The 17,144-nt window shown below is 71.8% G+C and carries 15 protein-coding genes; 10 read left to right on the top strand and 5 right to left on the bottom strand.

The annotated features are described in order from the left end of the window. On the top strand, nucleotides 1-985 hold a 985-nt coding region (sucB, locus tag ABZ656_RS37150; protein WP_360274104.1), incomplete at its 5' end, for a 2-oxoglutarate dehydrogenase, E2 component, dihydrolipoamide succinyltransferase. A gap of 69 nt (nucleotides 986-1,054) precedes the next feature. Here the strand turns inward: sucB and ABZ656_RS37145 are convergent. Then, on the bottom strand, nucleotides 1,055-1,702 hold the full coding sequence (locus tag ABZ656_RS37145; protein ID WP_360274101.1) for a hypothetical protein: 648 nt from the start codon (nucleotides 1,700-1,702) through the stop codon (nucleotides 1,055-1,057). A 289-nt stretch (nucleotides 1,703-1,991) separates the two neighbouring features. Between ABZ656_RS37145 and ABZ656_RS37140 the strand changes: the two genes are divergently transcribed. From ABZ656_RS37140 to ABZ656_RS37125, 4 genes are all read left to right on the top strand, one after another. Further along, on the top strand, nucleotides 1,992-2,615 hold the full coding sequence (locus tag ABZ656_RS37140) for a GntR family transcriptional regulator (RefSeq protein WP_054230749.1): 624 nt from the start codon (nucleotides 1,992-1,994) through the stop codon (nucleotides 2,613-2,615). 264 nt (nucleotides 2,616-2,879) lie between these two features. Beyond that, entirely contained in the window at nucleotides 2,880-5,591 is a 2,712-nt protein-coding gene (gene aceE, locus ABZ656_RS37135; protein WP_360274097.1) for a pyruvate dehydrogenase (acetyl-transferring), homodimeric type, read from the top strand. A 162-nt stretch (nucleotides 5,592-5,753) separates the two neighbouring features. After that, nucleotides 5,754-6,740 (top strand): YafY family protein, encoded by a 987-nt coding sequence (locus ABZ656_RS37130; protein ID WP_360274094.1) that lies wholly within the window; start codon nucleotides 5,754-5,756, stop codon nucleotides 6,738-6,740. A gap of 121 nt (nucleotides 6,741-6,861) precedes the next feature. Continuing rightward, on the top strand, nucleotides 6,862-7,380 hold the full coding sequence (locus ABZ656_RS37125) for a DUF4240 domain-containing protein (RefSeq protein WP_054230746.1): 519 nt from the start codon (nucleotides 6,862-6,864) through the stop codon (nucleotides 7,378-7,380). Here ABZ656_RS37125 and ABZ656_RS37120 read toward each other — a convergent pair. Continuing rightward, nucleotides 7,347-7,634, bottom strand: a complete 288-nt coding sequence (locus ABZ656_RS37120; protein WP_248002882.1) for a hypothetical protein — start codon at nucleotides 7,632-7,634, stop codon at nucleotides 7,347-7,349. The genes ABZ656_RS37125 and ABZ656_RS37120 overlap by 34 nt on opposite strands. 191 nt (nucleotides 7,635-7,825) lie before the next feature. After that, nucleotides 7,826-8,638, bottom strand: coding sequence for a peptidoglycan recognition protein (locus tag ABZ656_RS37115; RefSeq protein WP_360274091.1), 813 nt, complete (start codon nucleotides 8,636-8,638; stop codon nucleotides 7,826-7,828). Between the two features lie 187 nt (nucleotides 8,639-8,825). Here ABZ656_RS37115 and ABZ656_RS37110 point away from each other — a divergent pair, with 187 nt between their 5' ends. Next, nucleotides 8,826-10,010: a MarP family serine protease gene (locus ABZ656_RS37110; protein ID WP_360274088.1), complete on the top strand. Its 1,185-nt coding sequence runs from the start codon at nucleotides 8,826-8,828 to the stop codon at nucleotides 10,008-10,010. On the opposite strand, the gene ABZ656_RS37105 is transcribed toward ABZ656_RS37110, so the two are convergent. Next, on the bottom strand, nucleotides 10,011-10,499 hold the full coding sequence (locus ABZ656_RS37105; RefSeq protein ID WP_180362549.1) for a GNAT family N-acetyltransferase: 489 nt from the start codon (nucleotides 10,497-10,499) through the stop codon (nucleotides 10,011-10,013). A 71-nt stretch (nucleotides 10,500-10,570) separates the two neighbouring features. On the opposite strand from ABZ656_RS37105, the gene ABZ656_RS37100 reads away from it, so the two are divergent. Beyond that, nucleotides 10,571-11,497, top strand: coding sequence for a TIGR01777 family oxidoreductase (locus tag ABZ656_RS37100; RefSeq protein ID WP_180362548.1), 927 nt, complete (start codon nucleotides 10,571-10,573; stop codon nucleotides 11,495-11,497). Between the two features lie 294 nt (nucleotides 11,498-11,791). Further along, nucleotides 11,792-13,138 (top strand): NAD(P)/FAD-dependent oxidoreductase, encoded by a 1,347-nt coding sequence (locus tag ABZ656_RS37095; protein ID WP_101405566.1) that lies wholly within the window; start codon nucleotides 11,792-11,794, stop codon nucleotides 13,136-13,138. A 1-nt stretch (nucleotide 13,139) separates the two neighbouring features. On the opposite strand, the gene ABZ656_RS37090 is transcribed toward ABZ656_RS37095, so the two are convergent. Next, nucleotides 13,140-14,579, bottom strand: a complete 1,440-nt coding sequence (locus ABZ656_RS37090) for a regulator (protein ID WP_101405565.1) — start codon at nucleotides 14,577-14,579, stop codon at nucleotides 13,140-13,142. A gap of 302 nt (nucleotides 14,580-14,881) precedes the next feature. On the opposite strand from ABZ656_RS37090, the gene lipB reads away from it, so the two are divergent. Together lipB and lipA are read left to right on the top strand one after the other, a co-directional pair. Next, nucleotides 14,882-15,679: a lipoyl(octanoyl) transferase LipB gene (lipB, locus tag ABZ656_RS37085; protein WP_360274082.1), complete on the top strand. Its 798-nt coding sequence runs from the start codon at nucleotides 14,882-14,884 to the stop codon at nucleotides 15,677-15,679. 414 nt (nucleotides 15,680-16,093) lie between these two features. Next, nucleotides 16,094-17,059 (top strand): lipoyl synthase, encoded by a 966-nt coding sequence (gene lipA / locus ABZ656_RS37080; protein ID WP_054229279.1) that lies wholly within the window; start codon nucleotides 16,094-16,096, stop codon nucleotides 17,057-17,059. Nucleotides 17,060-17,144 lie beyond the last annotated feature (85 nt).

Below are 17,144 nucleotides of genomic sequence, written 5' to 3'. Positions count from 1 at the left end.
GGTTGCCGCTCCCGTCACCCCGGCTCCCGCGCCCGCCGCGCTCGCCGTCGACGACGGCGCGTACGTGACCCCGCTGGTGCGCAAGCTCGCCGCGGAGAACTACGTCGACCTGGCCTCCGTCAAGGGCACCGGCGTCGGCGGCCGTATCCGCAAGCAGGACGTCCTCGCCGCCGCCGAGGCCGCGAAGGCCGCCGCCGCTGCCCCGGCTCCGGCCGCTGCCGCCGCCCCGGCGGCCAAGAAGGCGCCGGCCCTGGAGGTCTCCCCGCTGCGCGGTCAGACCGTCAAGATGCCCCGCATCCGCAAGGTCATCGGCGACAACATGGTGAAGGCCCTGCACGAGCAGGCCCAGCTGTCCTCGGTCGTCGAGGTCGACGTCACCCGCCTGATGCGGCTGCGCGCGCAGGCGAAGGACTCCTTCGCGGCCCGCGAGGGCGTCAAGCTCTCCCCGATGCCGTTCTTCGTGAAGGCCGCGGCCCAGGCGCTGAAGGCCCACCCGGCCGTCAACGCCCGGATCAACGTGGACGAGGGCACGATCACCTACTTCGACACCGAGAACATCGGTATCGCGGTGGACTCGGAGAAGGGCCTGATGACCCCGGTCATCAAGCACGCGGGCGACCTGAACATCGCCGGCATCGCCAAGGCCACCGCCGAGCTGGCGGGCAAGGTCCGGGCGAACAAGATCACTCCGGACGAGCTGTCCGGCGGGACCTTCACCATCTCCAACACCGGCTCGCGCGGCGCGCTCTTCGACACGATCATCGTGCCGCCGAACCAGGTCGCGATCCTCGGCATCGGTGCCACGGTCAAGCGTCCGGCCGTCATCGAGACGGAGGAGGGCACGGTCATCGGCGTCCGCGACATGACCTACCTGACGCTCTCCTACGACCACCGTCTGGTGGACGGCGCCGACGCGGCCCGTTACCTGACCGCGGTCAAGGCGATCCTGGAGGCGGGCGAGTTCGAGGTCGAGCTCGGCCTGTAACCACCCCCGCCCGCGCGCTGCCCCCGTCCGGAACCTTCCGGACGGGGGCTTCGCGTGTGCGCGGACGGGTCACCGCGGCTTCAGAGCGCCGTCCGACCACAGCACCAGCGTCTCCACCCACATGTTCGGGATCTCCGTCGGGTACGCGGGTGTCAGGTGCCGCGTCCGGTACGCCCTGAGGACGTCGTACGTGGCGTCGAGGCAGTCGCGCGAGCCGAGGTCCCCCGTCTGCGGGTCGACGCCGACGAGAAAGCCCCGCTCCTCGACCGTACGGATCATGGCGTGGGCGGCCTTCACGTCACTGGTCGACGAGTCGGTGCAGCGGTAGCGGCTGTACGGGTGCGTGGAGTTCCCCGGATAGTGCGCGTCACGTGACATGTCGCGGAGCATCCGCGCGTACGTGCCCTCCGCGTGCCAGGCGCCGATGTCGCCGCCGGGCGGGGTGTAGAGCGCGTTCGACGGGTTCTCCACCGCGCCGTACACCCAGTGGTCGGAGCCGGTGATCCGGAAGCCCCAGCCGACGTGGCCGAACTTCTGCGCGCCGTCCGGCTTGACGAAGACACACGCCCCGCCGGAGGCGACCGAGGTGCCGTGGGCGCGCGTCGCACTCGGCCGCGCGGCCGCCCCCGTGCCCACCGGCCCGCACGCCGCCGCGGCCGCGACCGCTCCGGCCAACAGAGCCCAGCGGAACGCCCGCTTCCGTCCCCATCCGCCCATGCCGGCCCCCTGGCGTTCGCGGGAGCCCCTGTGGAACCCTCGCGCCGAAACCCCTGTGCCGACCCACACACCGTGCGGGGCCCGCGGGTTCTCCGGGTGACACGGACGTGACGCCTCCGGGCCCCACCCGGTACGGGTCTTTACGTCCGCGACCGCTCTGACAGCGTGTAAGTCTCGTCTCACCTGCATGAAAGCGCCCCCGTACGCCTCTCTCCGACGGGGATGCGGCCTTATTGTCTAAAGGTCAAACGCCCTTGGGGCCGGCCCACCCCCAACGAAGGAGCCCCTCATGACCGCGCCCGTCGTCCACTCGCTGCGCGAACAGATCCGCGAGCACATCGTGGAGGGGATCGTCAGCGGGCGCTGGAAGCCGGGTGAGCGGATCGTCGAGCGGCGGATCGCGACCGAGCTGGAGGTCAGCCAGACCCCGGTGCGGGAGGCACTGCGCGAACTGGAGTCGCTGCGGCTGATCGAGTCGGCACCCAACAAGGGTGTGCGCGTGCGCAACCTGACGGCCGCCGACCTGGAGGAGAGCTACCCCGTACGGGCCGGTCTGGAGGCCATCGCGGCGGAGCTGGCGGCCGAGCGGCTCGCCCAGGACTGCTCGGCCCTGGAACCGCACGTCACGGCGCTGTACGAGGCCGACCGGCTGTCGGACGGCACCGGCCAGGTCCGTCACACCGTCGCCTTCCACCGCGAACTCGTGCGCGCCGCGGGCAACTCCGTCCTCCTGCACACCTGGGAGGGGCTGGGCATCGAGGTCTTCACCGCCCTGTCCATCCGCTGGCTGGGAACCGTCCAGCAGTCGTACGCGGAGGAGCACGAGGCACTCGTGGACGCCTTCCGGCGCCGGGATCCGCTGATCGCCGACCTGGTGAAGGCACACGTGCTGGGCTGCGCGCCGCGCCCCTGACACAACCGAGCACACCCATGCTCACCTGGGGAAACCCTGGGATTCCAAGGCACCCGGTGCCTACCGTCAAGGCACCCCGTGCCGACTTTCGGGATGCGAAGAGGTTTTCGCCTTCAACCCTTTGATCGATCATCGATCAGGGAGTTACAGTCATCGCTGGGCTCCCACCAGAGCCCGCCGCCCTGTCCTGCCAAAGACATAAGGGCACCCCCGAAAACCCCTTGCCGATGAGGGAACCCCCCTCCGCATCCGGAAGGCGGCGCAATGACCGACCCCACCGCAATCCAGCCGAGCGAGCTCGACCAGCTCCCGGACCGCGACCCCGAGGAGACCGCCGAATGGCAGGCCTCCCTGGACGCCGTCACCCAGGCGGCCGGGCCGCACCGTGCCGCGTACCTGATGCGCCGCACGCTGGAGCGCGCCGAGGGCAACGGTCTCGCGCTGCCCAAGCTGCTTGAGACCGACTACGTCAACACCATCCCCACCGCCGCCGAGCCCGTCGTGGACGGCGACGAGGCGATGGAGGCCCGGATCACCGCCTGGAACCGCTGGAACGCGGCCGCGATGGTGACCCGGGGCGCGAAACACGGCGTCGGCGGCCACATCGCCACCTTCGCCTCCGCGGCCTGGCTCTACGAGACCGGCTTCAACCACTTCTTCAAGGGCAAGGAGTCCCAGGAGGCTCCCGGCTCCGGGGACCAGCTCTACATCCAGGGCCACGCCTCCCCCGGCATCTACGCCCGCGCCTTCCTCGACGGCCGGCTCACCGAGCAGCACCTCGACAACTTCCGCCAGGAGGCGGGCGGCAACGGCCTCCCGTCGTACCCGCACCCGCGGCGCCTGCCCTGGCTCTGGGAGTTCCCGACCGTCTCCATGGGCCTCGGCCCGCTGTCGGCGATCTACCAGGCGCGCTTCAACCGCTATCTGACCAGCCGCGGCATCAAGGACGTCTCGCAGTCCCACGTGTGGGCGTTCCTCGGCGACGGCGAGATGGACGAGCCCGAGTCGACCGCGGCACTCGCCCTCGCCTCCCGCGAGGGCCTGGACAACCTGACCTTCGTCATCAACTGCAACCTGCAGCGCCTCGACGGCCCGGTCCGCGCCAACTTCAAGATCGTGCAGGAGCTGGAGGCCCAGTTCCGCGGCGCCGGCTGGAACGTCGTGAAGTCGCTGTGGGGCTCGGCCTGGGACGAGCTGTTCCAGCTCGACACCACGGGCGCGCTCGTACGCCGCCTGCGCGAGGTACCCGACGCGCAGGTGCAGACGTACCAGACCCGCGACGCCGCCTACATCCGCCAGGACTTCTTCGGCGCCGACCCGGCGCTCGTCGAGATGGCCAAGCTGCTGAGCGACGACAAGATCACCGAGTGCTTCCACCTCTCCCGCGGCGGCCACGAGTCCCGCAAGGTGTACGCGGCCTACCGCGCCGCCCTCGCCCACAAGGGCGCGCCGACGGTGATCCTGGCCCAGACGGTCAAGGGCTTCACGCTCGGCGAGGGCTTCGCGTCCAAGAACGCCAACCACCAGATGAAGAAGCTGTCGACGGACGAGTTCAAGCAGATGCGTGACCTGCTCGAGCTGCCCATCTCCGACAGCCGGTTCGTCGACGGCCAGGTCCCCTACGGCCACCCGGGCGCCGACTCCCCCGAGGTCCGTTACCTCCAGGAGCGCCGCGCGGCCCTCGGCGGCCCGGCCCCGGCCCGCCGTACGCACGCGCTCGCCCCGCTGCCCGCCCCCGCCGACAAGGCGTTCGCGTCCTTCGACAAGGGCTCCGGCTCGCAGAACTTGGCGACCACGATGGCCTTCGTCCGCCTGGTCAAGGACCTCGTCCGCGACAAGGAGACGGGGAAGCGCTGGGTGCCGATCGTCCCCGACGAGGCGCGCACCTTCGGCATGGAGAGCCTCTTCCCCTCCCTCGGCATCTACTCGCCCAAGGGCCAGACGTACGAGCCGGTCGACCGCGACCAGCTGATGTACTACAAGGAGGCCAAGGACGGCCAGATCCTCAACGAGGGGATCACCGAGGCCGGCTCCATGGCGGACTTCATCGCCGCGTCCACCGCGTACGCCACGCACGGCGAGGCGATGATCCCCTTCTACATCTTCTACTCGATGTTCGGCTGGCAGCGCACGGCCGACCAGATGTGGCAGCTCGGCGACCAGCTCGGCCGCGGCTTCCTGGTCGGCGCCACGGCCGGCCGTACGACGCTGACGGGCGAGGGCCTCCAGCACGCCGACGGCCACTCCCCGGTCATCGCGGCGACCAACCCGGCCGCCCTCTCCTATGACCCGGCGTTCGCGTACGAGATCGCGACGATCGTCAAGGACGGTCTGCGCCGGATGTACGGCGAGGCGGCCCCGGGCGAGGACTCGAACGTCTTCTACTATCTGACGGTCTACAACGAGCCGATGCCGCAGCCCGCCAAGCCGGCCGGCCTCGGTATCGACGAGGGCATCGTCAAGGGCCTCTACCGCTTCAACACGGCCGAGTCGGCGGGCCTGTCCCCCGTCGCCAACGCCCCGCGCATCCAGCTGCTGGGCTCCGGCACCGCCATCCACTGGACCCTCCAGGCGCAGAAGCTGCTCGCCGAGGAGTGGGGCGTGGCCGCCGACGTGTGGTCCGCGACCTCCTGGACGGAGCTGCGGCGCGACGCGCTGGAGGCCGACGCGGCCCTGCTGCGCGGCGAGGAGCGGGTGCCGTTCGTCCGCCAGGCGCTGCACGGCGCCGAGGGCCCGGTGCTCGCGGTCTCCGACTACATGCGCCAGGTCCCGGACCAGATCGCGCAGTGGGTCGAGCAGGACTACTCGTCGCTCGGTGCCGACGGCTTCGGCCTTTCCGACACCCGTGAGGCGGCCCGCCGCCACTTCGGCGTCGACGCGCAGTCGATCGTCGTCGCGGCGCTGGCTCAGCTGGCACGACGGGGCGAGGTCAAGGCGTCCGCGGTGAAGGAAGCGCGGGAGCGCTACGGGCTCTGACGGTCCGCCTGTTTCATGAGGGGCGCGGTGGCTACGGCCGTCGCGCCCTTCGGCGTTCCCGCGCGCTCTTCGGCGTTCCCGCGCGCTCTTCGGCGTTCCCGCGCGCTCTTCGGCGTTACGGCGCGCCCCTTCGCTGTCAGTGGGGCCCGGCATCATGGCCGTATGCGTGCTGCCCGCCTGATCAAGATGGTGCTGCTGCTCCAGTCGCGGCCGTCGATGACCGCCGCCGAGCTGGCGCGGGAGCTGGAGGTGTCCGAACGGACGATCACGCGGGACGCGCAGGCACTGTCGGAGGCGGGGGTTCCGGTGTACGCGGACCGGGGCAGGGCCGGGGGCTACCGCCTGATCGGCGGCTACCGCACCCGGCTCACGGGCCTGGCCCGGACGGAGGCGGAGGCGCTGTTCCTGAGCGGGGTGCCGGGGGCCCTGCGGGACATGGGTCTGCAGGACGCGGCCTCCGCCGCGCGCCTGAAGGTGTCCGCCGCCCTGCTCCCCTCCCTGCGGGACGCCTCGCGGGCGGCGGGACAGCGGTTCCATCTGGACGCGCCCGCGTGGTTCAACGAGCCCGAGACGCCCGAGCTGCTGCCCGCGGTCGCGGAGGCGGTCTGGGACGACCGCCGGATCACCGCGGGGTACCGGCGCGGGACGGCCGAGGTGGAGCGGGTGCTCGAACCGTACGGGCTCGTGCTGAAGGCGGGCGTCTGGTATCTGTGCGCGCGGGTGCCCGAGCCCGGGTCCGCCGGATCGGGCCCCTTCCGGGTCTACCGGATCGACCGCTTCACGGAGGTGAGGCCCGCCACGGAGTGCTTCACCCGGGAGGACGGGTTCGACCTGCCCGGGTTCTGGGCGGAGCGGGCCGAGCAGTTCGCCCGGTCCATCCTGCGGGCGGAGGCCGTCGTACGGCTGTCTCCGGAGGGCGTGCGGAGACTTGCCTACGTCGTCGACCCCGCGTCCGCGAGACAGGCACTGGGCGGGTGCGGTGACCCCGACGGGCGGGGCTGGGTGACGGTCGTCCTCCCCGTCGAGTCCGAGGAGGTCGCCCATGCGCAACTGACGGGGCTCGGGCCCGAGGTGGAGGTGGTCTCCCCCGCGGCGCTGCGGGACCGTTTCGCGGGGGATGCGGTGCGGCTGGCGGCGCTGTACCGGTGACTGGGGAGTGCCTCGGGAAAACGGCTCGTGGCTGGCGGTTTTACCGTCGGCATGTGCACGCATAACAATCTGCGGCACTCCGCGTGCGTCACTCCCGTTCAGGCCCGATGCTGGACCCGTGATGGACGAGACGGAGTTCTGGGAGCTGGTGGACACGACCCGCGAGGCCGTCGAGGGCGACCCCGAGGACCACGCCGACCTGCTCGTCGAGCGGCTCGTCCAGCTGGACCCGGACGCCGTGCTCGACTTCGCCCGTCACTTCGAGGCCCGCTACAACCGCGCCTACCGCTGGGATCTGTGGGGCGCGGCGTGGGTCCTGCTCGACGGGGTGAGCGACGACGCCTTCGACTTCTTCCGGTGCTGGCTGATCGGCCAGGGCCGGGAGGTCTTCGAGGGCGCGATGCACGATCCCGACGCGCTCGCCGATCTCCTCGACGACTTCGACGAGGACCTCGACGGGGACGGTGAGGAGCTCGGGTACGCCGCGGACGAGGCGTACGAGCAGCTGACCGGGGTCGTCGCACCCGACCTGGGCATTCCGCCGGCGTCGCCCGAGCCGGAGGGTACGCCGCTCGACTTCGAGAACGAGTCCGTGCTGGCCGAGCGCTATCCCAAGCTGTGGGAGCGCTTCAGAGACTGAGGCAAGGTGGCGTACGGGGTGACGTACGGCAGGTGCGCCTCGTGGTTCTTGTGGTTTTCGTGATTCTCGTGGGCGTGGTACGGAGGCGCGGCGTTGGCTCGGTCCAGTGCCGAGGCGGTGGCCGCGGCGGGTCCCACGAGGACCGTCACCACGGCGCAGGCCACGGTCCACGGGGTCCGCAAAGCGGTGCTCCAACCCCCCGCGCCGGCCGCCTTGTTCGCCTTGCCCGCCTTCTCAGTACGCCTGCTGCTCATCTTCCCCACCTCCAGTCGGCTGTTACGAGAAGGACACTAGGCAGCGGCGATCTGAGACACCGTTGACTCGACTGTGGGCTGTCTGTGAACGCGTTCCTCGCCCTCGAACGCCGGACGGGCTGAGACTTTCAGGGCGCGGGGAACTGCGCGCTCAACCCCCACCCACCCGCGGCCGGAGTGCGCAACCGGGGTCAGCGGCCCTGGAGGTGGGCGGCTCGGGAGCGGATTCCGGGGAGTTGGGACGTCAGCGCCGCGCCGGGGCAGTTGGTCATGAAGCCCGCGTCATGGCCGGCCAGCGTGGGCAGAACCGCGCTCGTACCGGCGGTGTAACGGCTGAGGTCGTTGCTGGAGACGAGCCGCACCGTGGCACGGGGATCCACGTCGGACAGCCCCAGCTTCCACGCGGCCAACACGGCGATCGCCTCGGTCATCGCCCGCGGCACCGGCGTCCCCGCCCCGAACGTACCGATGGCCGCGATCCCCGCGGTGCCATGGTTGAACCCCTGCGTATGCGCACCGGTGACGGCCCGGTCGACCCCACCCGCCCGCCCCTCGTAGATCGTGCCGCAGCGGTCGACGAGGAAGTTGTACCCGATGTCGTCCCACCGTCGGACACCGGTCTGACCGGCGTAGAGGGAGCGGATGATGCGGGGCACGTCGGCGCACTTGTACGCGTTCGGCGAGTCGGTGTGGTGCACGAAGACCGCGACGACGTGGTCGTCGTAGCGGGCGGGTGGCTGCGCGTGCGTGCTCCTGGCGTCCAGCCACCGCGACCGGGGCACGATGACCGGCCGCGCCGCGCGATGCGGACCCGCGGGCAGTGGCGCGGCCACCGGCCGCTCGCGCTCGACGACCGTCCGGTCTACCCCCACCGCACACACCATCAGCGCGAGCACGGCGAGCAGACCGGGCACGCACCCGAACACGACGACGGCGGCACGCCGCGTCCACACCCTCCGCGCGAGCCGCGTCCATGCCCCCCGCGCCTTTCGGAAGACACGCATGGAGCCACCCTGCCCCGGTTCCGGTCCCTCCGCGATGTGTGTTGTGCCACCTGGTGGAACCATCGTCCTGGTCCGGGACGTTTTTACAGGTCCACGCACGCGTGGCCGTTTCCCGGCTCCACGCGCGCGTGCCTGATCACTGGGCCTGCCCCACGCGTACTAAGGGGCCCAAGAGAAAGGCGGCTCCGTGGACCTGCTCGACATCCTGCTGTTGCTGGTGATCCTTGCCTACGCGGCGTCCGGCTACCGGCGCGGGCTGGTCGCCGGCTGTGTGTCGCTGGCCGGTTTCGTGGGCGGTGCCGTCATCGGCGTATGGGTGCTGCCGTGGATGATGGACCTGGTGACTGCGGGGACGTCGGCGGCGACGGTGACGGCCGTGCTGACGGTGCTGGTGCCCGCCGTGGTGGGCCACGAGCTGGCGGGCCGGCTGGCGCTGAAGCTGCGCCGCGAGCTGGATCAGGGGCCGCTGCGGGTGGCCGACGGGGTCGGCGGGGCGGCGGCGAACACGGTGGCGGTGCTGCTGGTGGCCTGGGTCGCCGCGAGCGTCCTGGGAGCCTCCTCGTCCACCCTCATCACCCAGTCGATCCGCAATTCCGCGCTGCTGGGCGCCGTACAGACAGCGATGCCGGACACGACGCCCACCTGGTTCTCGCGGGCCACCTCGGCGCTGACGGAGGCGGGCTTCCCGCAGGTCTTCAACCCGTTCGAGAACGAGCCGACGGCGGGTGTCGCGAAGCCCTCCGGCGACAGCGTCACCGCGGCCGCGACGAGCGCCGCCAAACGCAGCACGGTGAAGATCGAGGGCGCCGCGGGCAACCAGGGCCGGGAGGGCAGCGGGTTCGCGTACGCGGCGCAGCACGTGTTGACCAACGCCCATGTGGTGGCGGGCATCGACAACCCGACCGTGCGGGTGGGCGGTGTGGGCCGCGTGTACTCGGCGCGGGTGGTGTTCTTCGATCCGCGCAAGGACGTCGCGGTCCTGTACGTACCGGACCTCAGGGTTCCCCTCCTGCGCTTCGACGACAGCGCCAAGCGCGGCGACTCGGCGGTCGTCGCGGGCTATCCGCAGGACGGCGGTCTGGATCTCCAGGCGGCCACGGTCGCAGGCCGGATCAACGCGCGGGGCCAGAACATCTACAACTCGAGCATGGTCACCCGGGAGATCTACTCGATCCGCTCCACCGTCCGCCCCGGCAACTCCGGCGGCCCGCTCCTCACCACCGACGGCAGGGTGTACGGCGTCGTGTTCGCCCGCTCGACCTCGGACAACGAGACGGGTTACGTCCTGACGGCCGACGAGGTCGCGGGCGACGCCCAGCGCGCGGCGGCCGCGACGACACCGGTGGACACGGGCGACCTGATCACCTCGTGATCAGAGAAAGCGGCCCATGAACACGTCGTCGACGTACTCGCCGTCGAGCAGGAACTCCTCGGGCAGGACGCCCTCCACCTCGAAGCCCTCGGACTCGTAGAGCTTCCGTGCCGGGGCGTTGTGCCCGAGGACGCGCAGCGTGATCCGCCGGGCGCCCTGCCGTCGCGCCTCGTCCTGCACGGCCCGCAGCAGCGCCCGTCCGACGCCCGTGCCGCGCGCCTCCTCGGCGACGGCGAGTCCCTGGATCTGCCGGACGTGGGCGTTGCAGGCGAGGGGCGTGGGATAGCCCAGCTTGATGTAGCCGACGAGGACGCCGTCGAGTTCGGCCACGTGATGGTCCCGGGGGCCGAACCGCTCGTTGTAGAAGGGTTCGTACGGCGGCTGGGGGCGCGGCATGACAGCGTGCAGGGTGGACCAGGTGGCGCGGTCGAGACGGCCGAGCGCGTCCTCGTCGTCGAGGGTGGCGATGCGTATGTGCGGTACCGGCATGAAGGTCACTTTACGGCGGCCCCGCGGAGTCCCGGCCCGCTTTTCCCCGGGGCACGCGGCAGGATGGACGCATGAACGACTCACCGCTCGCTCCGGATTCCCGTAGGTCCCGTATCGCGATCGCCGGTGCGTCCGGCCTGATCGGTTCGGCGCTGACGCGCTCCCTGATCGCGGACGGACACGAGGTGGTCCGCCTCGTACGGCGTGCGCCCCGCGGGAGGGACGAGCTGCGATGGGACCCGGACGGGCAGCGGATGGACGCCGGGGGGCTCGCCGGCTGCGCGGCGGTGGTCAACCTCGCGGGGGCGGGGGTCGCTTCACGGCGGTGGACGGAGGCGTACAGGCGGAAGATCCGGGACAGCCGGGTGCGGGGGACGGCCACGCTGGCCGAGGCGGTGGCCTCGCTCGACGAGCGGCCGCGGGTGTTCGTCAACGGGAGTGCGATCGGGTTCTACGGCGAGACGGGCGACCGGGTGGTGGACGAGTCGGCACCGCCCGGGGAGGGTTTCCTTCCCTCCGTGTGCGTGGCGTGGGAGGGGGCGGCGGCGCCGGCCCAGGAGGCGGGTGTCCGTACCGTCTTCGCCCGTACGGGGCTGGTGGTGGCCCGTGAGGGCGGGGCATGGGGGAAGCTGTTTCCGCTCTTCAAGGCGGGGCTCGGTGGGCGGATGGGAGACGGCCGGCAGTACTGGAGCTATATCTCCCTCCATGACGAGGTGGCCGCGATCCGGCACCTCATCGACACGTCGTCCGTGTCCGGGCCGGTGAATCTCACCGCGCCGACCCCCCTCACCAACCGGGAGATCACCGAGGCGATGGGGCGCGTCCTGCACCGGCCCACCGTCTTCCCCACCCCGGCCCCCCTCCTCCGGCTCGCCCTCGGCGACATGTCCGGCGACGTCCTCGGCAGCCAACGCGTCCACCCCACCCGTCTGCTGTCCTCCGGCTTCACCTTCGCCTTCCCGTCGATCGAGGGGGCGTTGCGAGCGGCGCTGCACTGACGGACGTCCCTCGCCCCCGCCGCCCCTGCCCTCCCCCGAGCTCTCGGCTTCGCTCGAACAGGGGGACCCCCATCATCCCCACTCGGGGACTCCGTCAGGGGCGCGGGGAACTGCGCGACCAGCCCCCACGCATCCGCAGACAAGGAAACCGTGCACCCCCATGCGACCGTGCACGCCCGACGCGCGACTGTCCACAGCCCCCAACGCACCTACCCTCGACCCGAACTCGGGTATCCCCAGGGCCCGTTGGGGGCATGACGTTCCCACCGGCCGCGCAACCTCGAGGAGGGGTACGTGCTAGAGCCCGTAAGCAAGGCGGACGTGGACGTCGTCATCGTCGGGGCCGGAGCCGCGGGACTCGCGGCCGCCCAGCACCTGACCAGGGCGGGCCTCACGACGAAGGTTCTGGAGGCCGCCCCCACCGTGGGCGGCCGCATGACGACGGAGAAGGTGGACGGCTTCCGGCTCGACCGCATCGGCCGGCTCCTGTCCACCTCGTACCCCGAACTGCACCGCACCCCGGGCCTGAACGCCCTGGCCCTGCGCCCGTTCTCGCCGGGCGTGCTGCTGCACAGCGACGGCCGCCACCACCGCGCCGCCACCACCCCCCGGAGCGCAAGGGGCGCACTCACCGCCGCGCGCGCCCTCGCAAGCGCCCCCCGTCTCCACCGGAGCCAGGCCTCGCGCCCCGGACCCCTCGGCGGCCACCTCGACCAGACCCGCCTGGCCACCGCCCTCGCCCGCCTCGCCGTCACACCACCCGAACGCCTCCTCACCCGCCCCGACCTCCCCACCGCACAGGCGCTGACCACCCGTGGCCTGCCGCCCCGTACGGTCGACGGTTTTCTGCGCCCCCTGCTCGCCGCGCTCCTGTGCGACCCGGACCTCACCACCTCCAGCCGCGCCGCCGACCTGGCTCTGCATTCGTTCGCGTCGGGCCGGCTGTGCCTGCCGGAGGGCGGCGCGGACACCCTGCCTGAGCTCCTCGCCGCCTCCCTGCCCCCTGGCACCGTCCACACCGGCGTCGAGGTCACCGCGGTCTCCACGACCACCGTGACGACGAAGGACCACGGCGAACTCACCTGCCGGGCCATCCTGCTGGCGACCGGAGCCCGCGCCGCGGCCCGGCTGCTGCCCGGTCTGCGCGTCCCGGCCTTCCATCCGGTGACGGTCCTGCACCACACCACGGACGAGCCCCCGTTGACCGACCCGGCCCTGCTGCTGGACGCCGACCGGAGCGGCCCGGTGGCGCAGACGGCGGTCATCAGCCAGGTCGACCCCTCCCGCGCGCCCGCCGGACGGGCGCTCGTCTCCTCGACGGTGCTGGGCACGCCCCCGGCCGCCACCCATCTGGACACCGCGGTCCGCGCCCAACTGGCCCGCCTTTACGGCACGTCGACGACCCGCTGGGAACTCCTCGCGGTCCACCACACCCGTGACGCGGTCCCCGCGATGCCCTCGCCGCACGACCTGCGCCGCCCTGTACGCCTCCTGGCGGGCCTGTACGTCTGCGGGGACCACCGGGACACCGGCACGGTCCAGGGCGCCCTGCATTCGGGCCGCCGGGCCGCCCACGCCCTCATGCTGGACCTGGGCGCCCGTCCGGCCGTGACGGAGGAGCATCTGGAGACGGCGGCCTGAGTCAGCCCAGGGCCGCCACCCGGTCCCGGTAGCCCCGTACGGGTGCCGCGTCCCGGTACGGTTCGAGCCGCCGCTCGAAGTCCCGTACGTACTCGACGGCCCGGACCGACCGCATCTCCGCCGCCTGCCCCGCGGCCTCGGCACCCAACAGGCAGGCCTGGTCGAGCTCCCCGAGCCCGAGCCGTGCCGAGGCGAGCACCACCCGGCAGAACAGCCGGCTGCGCGCGAAGCCGGGCGCCCGCAACTGCAGCGAGCGCTCGGCGTGCTGCGCCGCGGCCCGGTACTGCTGCAGATCCCGGTGGCAGTGACCGAACTCGTCGGCGAGCTGCGCCTCGTCGAAGAACCGCGCCCAGTGCGGGGCCTCGTCCCCCGGCCGGGCGGATCCGAGGGCCCGCTCGGCGCGCACCAGCGACGCCGTGCAGGCCCGTACCTCCCCGAGTACGCCGTGCCCGCGCGCCTCCACGGAGTGCAGCAGCGCCTGGACGACGGGCGGCACGGACGAGCCGACGCCCTGCTGCGCGACCCGGGCGAGCTGCACGGCCTCGCGCCCGTGGCCGAGGTAGACCGCCTGCCGGCTCATGGTGACCAGGACGTACGAGCCGTACGCCCGGTCGCCGGCCGCCTGCGACAGTCGCAGCGCCTGCACGAAGTAGCGCTGCGCGAGCCCGTGCGCGCCGATGTCGTACGAGGTCCAGCCGGCGAGGCGGGTGAGGTCGGCGGCGGCCGCGAACAGGCGCCGCCCGGTCTGCTCGCCGTACGCGCCGCGCAGCATGGGCTCGGCCTCGTGCTCCAGGTAGCGGACCAGGGCCTGGCGGGCGTGGCCGCCGCCGTAGGCGTGGTCGAGGGCGCGGAACAGTTCGCCCACCGAGCGCAGGGCGGCGATGTCCCCGCCGGTGACCTTCTGGCCGGGGCCGCGTTCGGTCTGGCTGCGCTGGCGGGGGACCGCGGGGCGCCCCTGGGCGGGGATGCGCGCGGCGGCCTGGTCGCCGCGGCTCACCCGGTCGTCGGCCCGTCCGATCAGCCAGTCGCGGCTGGGGACGACCAGCCCCGCCGGGGTGAAGGCGATCTTGCGGAGTTCGGCGTGGCTGCCGGAGTCCTTGCGCCACAGCCCGCTGACGATGTCTACGGCCTCCTCCGGGGTCGCGGCGAACTCGAGGCCCGCGTAGACGGGTGCGCAGGCGTCGAGCCCGAGGTCCTGCGCGGTGAGGCGGCGGCCGAGGCGCCGCGTGAACACCTCGGCGATGAGGGCGGGTGTGGTGCCGCGGGGCTGCTGCCCGCGGAGCCACCGCGTCACCGATGTCTTGTCATATCTCAGGTCAAGTCCGTGTTCGAGGCCGAGCTGGTCCACGCGACGGGCGAGACCTGCGTTGGAGAACCCCGCTTCTGCGATGAGCGCGGCGAGCTGGCGATTGGGCGTGCGCTGCGCGGGTCGTTCCGTCATCTGCGGTGCGGTCTCCTGCCTTCCGGGCATCACTGGGTGCCCGGATTGCCTGTGAGCAGCCCTTATGGCCTCGTGGACGGCGCGAATGTAGCGGAGAGTAAGCACCCGATCGCAGGCTTCGACTTACATTCATCCGATCGTGTGAGGATTGACCGCTGGGCTGACGCGCGCGGCCCGGACGTACAGTGGCGTGGGCGCGTTACGTACCTGACGAAAGGTTCTTTCGTCTGCCGCAGAACGGGCCCGCCGGTTGCCACACCACAGGTTCTGAAGGTTCTGAGGCTTCTAGGGAGGCGCTTGCCGTGAGTGAGTTGCGGTTCGTCCGCATGGGATTCGGTGCCGAGGCCGTGGAGTACCAAGAGGCCTGGGACGAGCAGCGCCGCGTGCATGCCGCCCGTTTCCTGGACGAGGTCCCCGACACCTGTCTGCTTCTGGAGCACCCGCCGGTCTACACGGCGGGCCGGCGGACGGCGGACAGCGAACGGCCCCTCGACGGCACCCCCGTGGTCGACGTGGACCGCGGCGGCAAGATCACCTGGCACGGGCCCGGGCAGCTCGTGGGCTACCCGATCCAGAAGCTGCCGCGCCCGGTGGACGTGGTGGCGCACCTGCGGCGGCTGGAAGAGGTCATGATCCGGGTCTGCGCCGAGTTCGGCGTCGAGACCAGGCGGGTGGAGGGCCGGGCGGGCGTCTGGGTCCTGGGCGACCCCGTCACCTCGCGACCCTCCCTCGGCGGGCTCTCCCTCGACTTCGACCCGCGGCTGACGGACGAGGAGTTCGACCCCCGTCTGAACGGGCCCGAGTACGCGCCCTCCAACGCCGGTCAGCGGCGCGAGGACCGGAAGATCTGCGCCATGGGGATCCGGGTCGCCAAGGGCGTCACCATGCACGGCTTCGCCCTGAACGTGAATCCGGACACATCCTCCTTCGACAAGATCATCCCGTGTGGGATCCGGGACGCGGGGGTGACGTCCCTGGCGTACGAGCTGGGGCGCGACGTCACCATCGCCGAGGTCCTGCCGGTCGCCGAGAAGCACCTCCGCGACGTCCTGGAGAACGCGGACCTGCGCCCCCGCGAGGTCGAACGGGCCTCGGCCTGACGGATTTCGGGTGCGGGTGGCGGGGGCCGACCGCGTAGTTCCCCGCGCCCCCGGGGCGGGGTTTCGCCCCGATTCCCCGCCCGTCCGAAGTGGCCCGGCTGCGGGCCGGCGGAGGCTGGTCGCGCAGTTCCCGCGCCCCTGAAGGCCTCGACTCGTCCGGCGTTTGAGGACGAGTCCCGCCCCCGCCCACCCGGCCCCGCATCTCCAGCCCGTCCGGCGTTTGAGGACGAGGCCGTGCAGGCCGATGCGGGGGCTCGGGGCGGCAGCCCCCAGGGGTGGGACGGGCAGGGGCGGCGGGGGCGAGGAAAGCCCGGGAATGCACCCCCGGTCCGCAAGGTTGCCCACCCCGGGGGCCGAGAACCGTACGGGCGTACCCTGGTGTACGCCGAAGAATCGAAGCTACAGGGAGCCGATGTGTCCGCAGTCGCACCCGACGGACGCAAAATGCTGCGCCTGGAGGTCCGGAACGCCCAGACCCCCATCGAGCGCAAGCCCGAGTGGATCAAGACCCGGGCGAAAATGGGCCCCGAGTACACGAAGATGCAGAACCTCGTGAAGAGCGAGGGCCTGCACACGGTCTGCCAGGAGGCGGGCTGCCCCAACATCTACGAGTGCTGGGAAGACCGCGAGGCCACGTTCCTGATCGGCGGCGACCAGTGCACCCGGCGCTGCGACTTCTGCCAGATCGACACGGGCAAGCCGGAGGCACTCGACCGCGACGAGCCCCGTCGCGTGGGCGAGTCCGTGGTCACGATGGACCTGAACTACGCCACCATCACCGGCGTCGCCCGCGACGACCTGGAGGACGGCGGGGCGTGGCTGTACGCCGAGACGGTCCGCCAGATCCACCGGCAGACGGCGGAGCGCGAGGCCGGCCGCACCAAGGTCGAGCTCCTCGCCCCCGACTTCAACGCCGAGCCCGCCCAGCTCGCCGAGGTCTTCTCGTCCCGCCCGGAGGTCTTCGCGCACAACGTCGAGACGGTCCCCCGGATCTTCAAGCGCATCCGCCCGGGCTTCCGCTACGAGCGCTCACTGAAGGTCATCACCGAGGCGCGCGACTACGGTCTGGTCACGAAGTCGAACCTCATCCTCGGCATGGGCGAGACCCGCGAGGAGGTCAGCGAGGCCCTCACGCAGCTGCACGAGGCGGGCTGCGAGCTGGTGACCATCACGCAGTACCTGCGTCCCTCCGTGCGCCACCACCCCGTGGAGCGCTGGGTCAAGCCGCACGAGTTCGTGGAGCTGAAGGAGGAGGCCGAGCAGATCGGCTTCTCCGGTGTCATGTCGGGCCCGCTGGTGCGCTCCTCGTACCGCGCCGGCCGGCTGTACCAGATGGCCATCGAGAAGCGGGGCGCGTACGTCGCCTCGCAGGCGGTCTGAACACCCGTACGGAGCAGTGCGGGCGACACAATTTGAAACGCTCTGCAACGCGAGCGGTGGCACTCAGTGCCACCGCTCGCGTGTG

Source organism: Streptomyces sp. NPDC007095 (assembly GCF_040634475.1).
In the GTDB taxonomy this organism is placed as follows: domain Bacteria; phylum Actinomycetota; class Actinomycetes; order Streptomycetales; family Streptomycetaceae; genus Streptomyces.
Note: the sequence above shows the minus strand (reverse complement) of the source record. Positions and strands in the feature narration are given on the sequence as shown.

Coding starts and splice junctions, on each gene's coding strand:
- ABZ656_RS37130 (WP_360274094.1), top strand. CDS start 5,754: ATGCGTGCTGCCCGCCTGATCAAGATGGTGCTGCTGCTCCAGTCGCGG.
- ABZ656_RS37100 (WP_180362548.1), top strand. CDS start 10,571: ATGAACGACTCACCGCTCGCTCCGGATTCCCGTAGGTCCCGTATCGCG.
- ABZ656_RS37105 (WP_180362549.1), bottom strand. CDS start 10,499: ATGCCGGTACCGCACATACGCATCGCCACCCTCGACGACGAGGACGCG.
- aceE (WP_360274097.1), top strand. CDS start 2,880: ATGACCGACCCCACCGCAATCCAGCCGAGCGAGCTCGACCAGCTCCCG.
- ABZ656_RS37125 (WP_054230746.1), top strand. CDS start 6,862: ATGGACGAGACGGAGTTCTGGGAGCTGGTGGACACGACCCGCGAGGCC.
- ABZ656_RS37145 (WP_360274101.1), bottom strand. CDS start 1,702: ATGGGCGGATGGGGACGGAAGCGGGCGTTCCGCTGGGCTCTGTTGGCC.
- ABZ656_RS37090 (WP_101405565.1), bottom strand. CDS start 14,579: ATGACGGAACGACCCGCGCAGCGCACGCCCAATCGCCAGCTCGCCGCG.
- ABZ656_RS37120 (WP_248002882.1), bottom strand. CDS start 7,634: ATGAGCAGCAGGCGTACTGAGAAGGCGGGCAAGGCGAACAAGGCGGCC.
- ABZ656_RS37115 (WP_360274091.1), bottom strand. CDS start 8,638: ATGCGTGTCTTCCGAAAGGCGCGGGGGGCATGGACGCGGCTCGCGCGG.
- ABZ656_RS37140 (WP_054230749.1), top strand. CDS start 1,992: ATGACCGCGCCCGTCGTCCACTCGCTGCGCGAACAGATCCGCGAGCAC.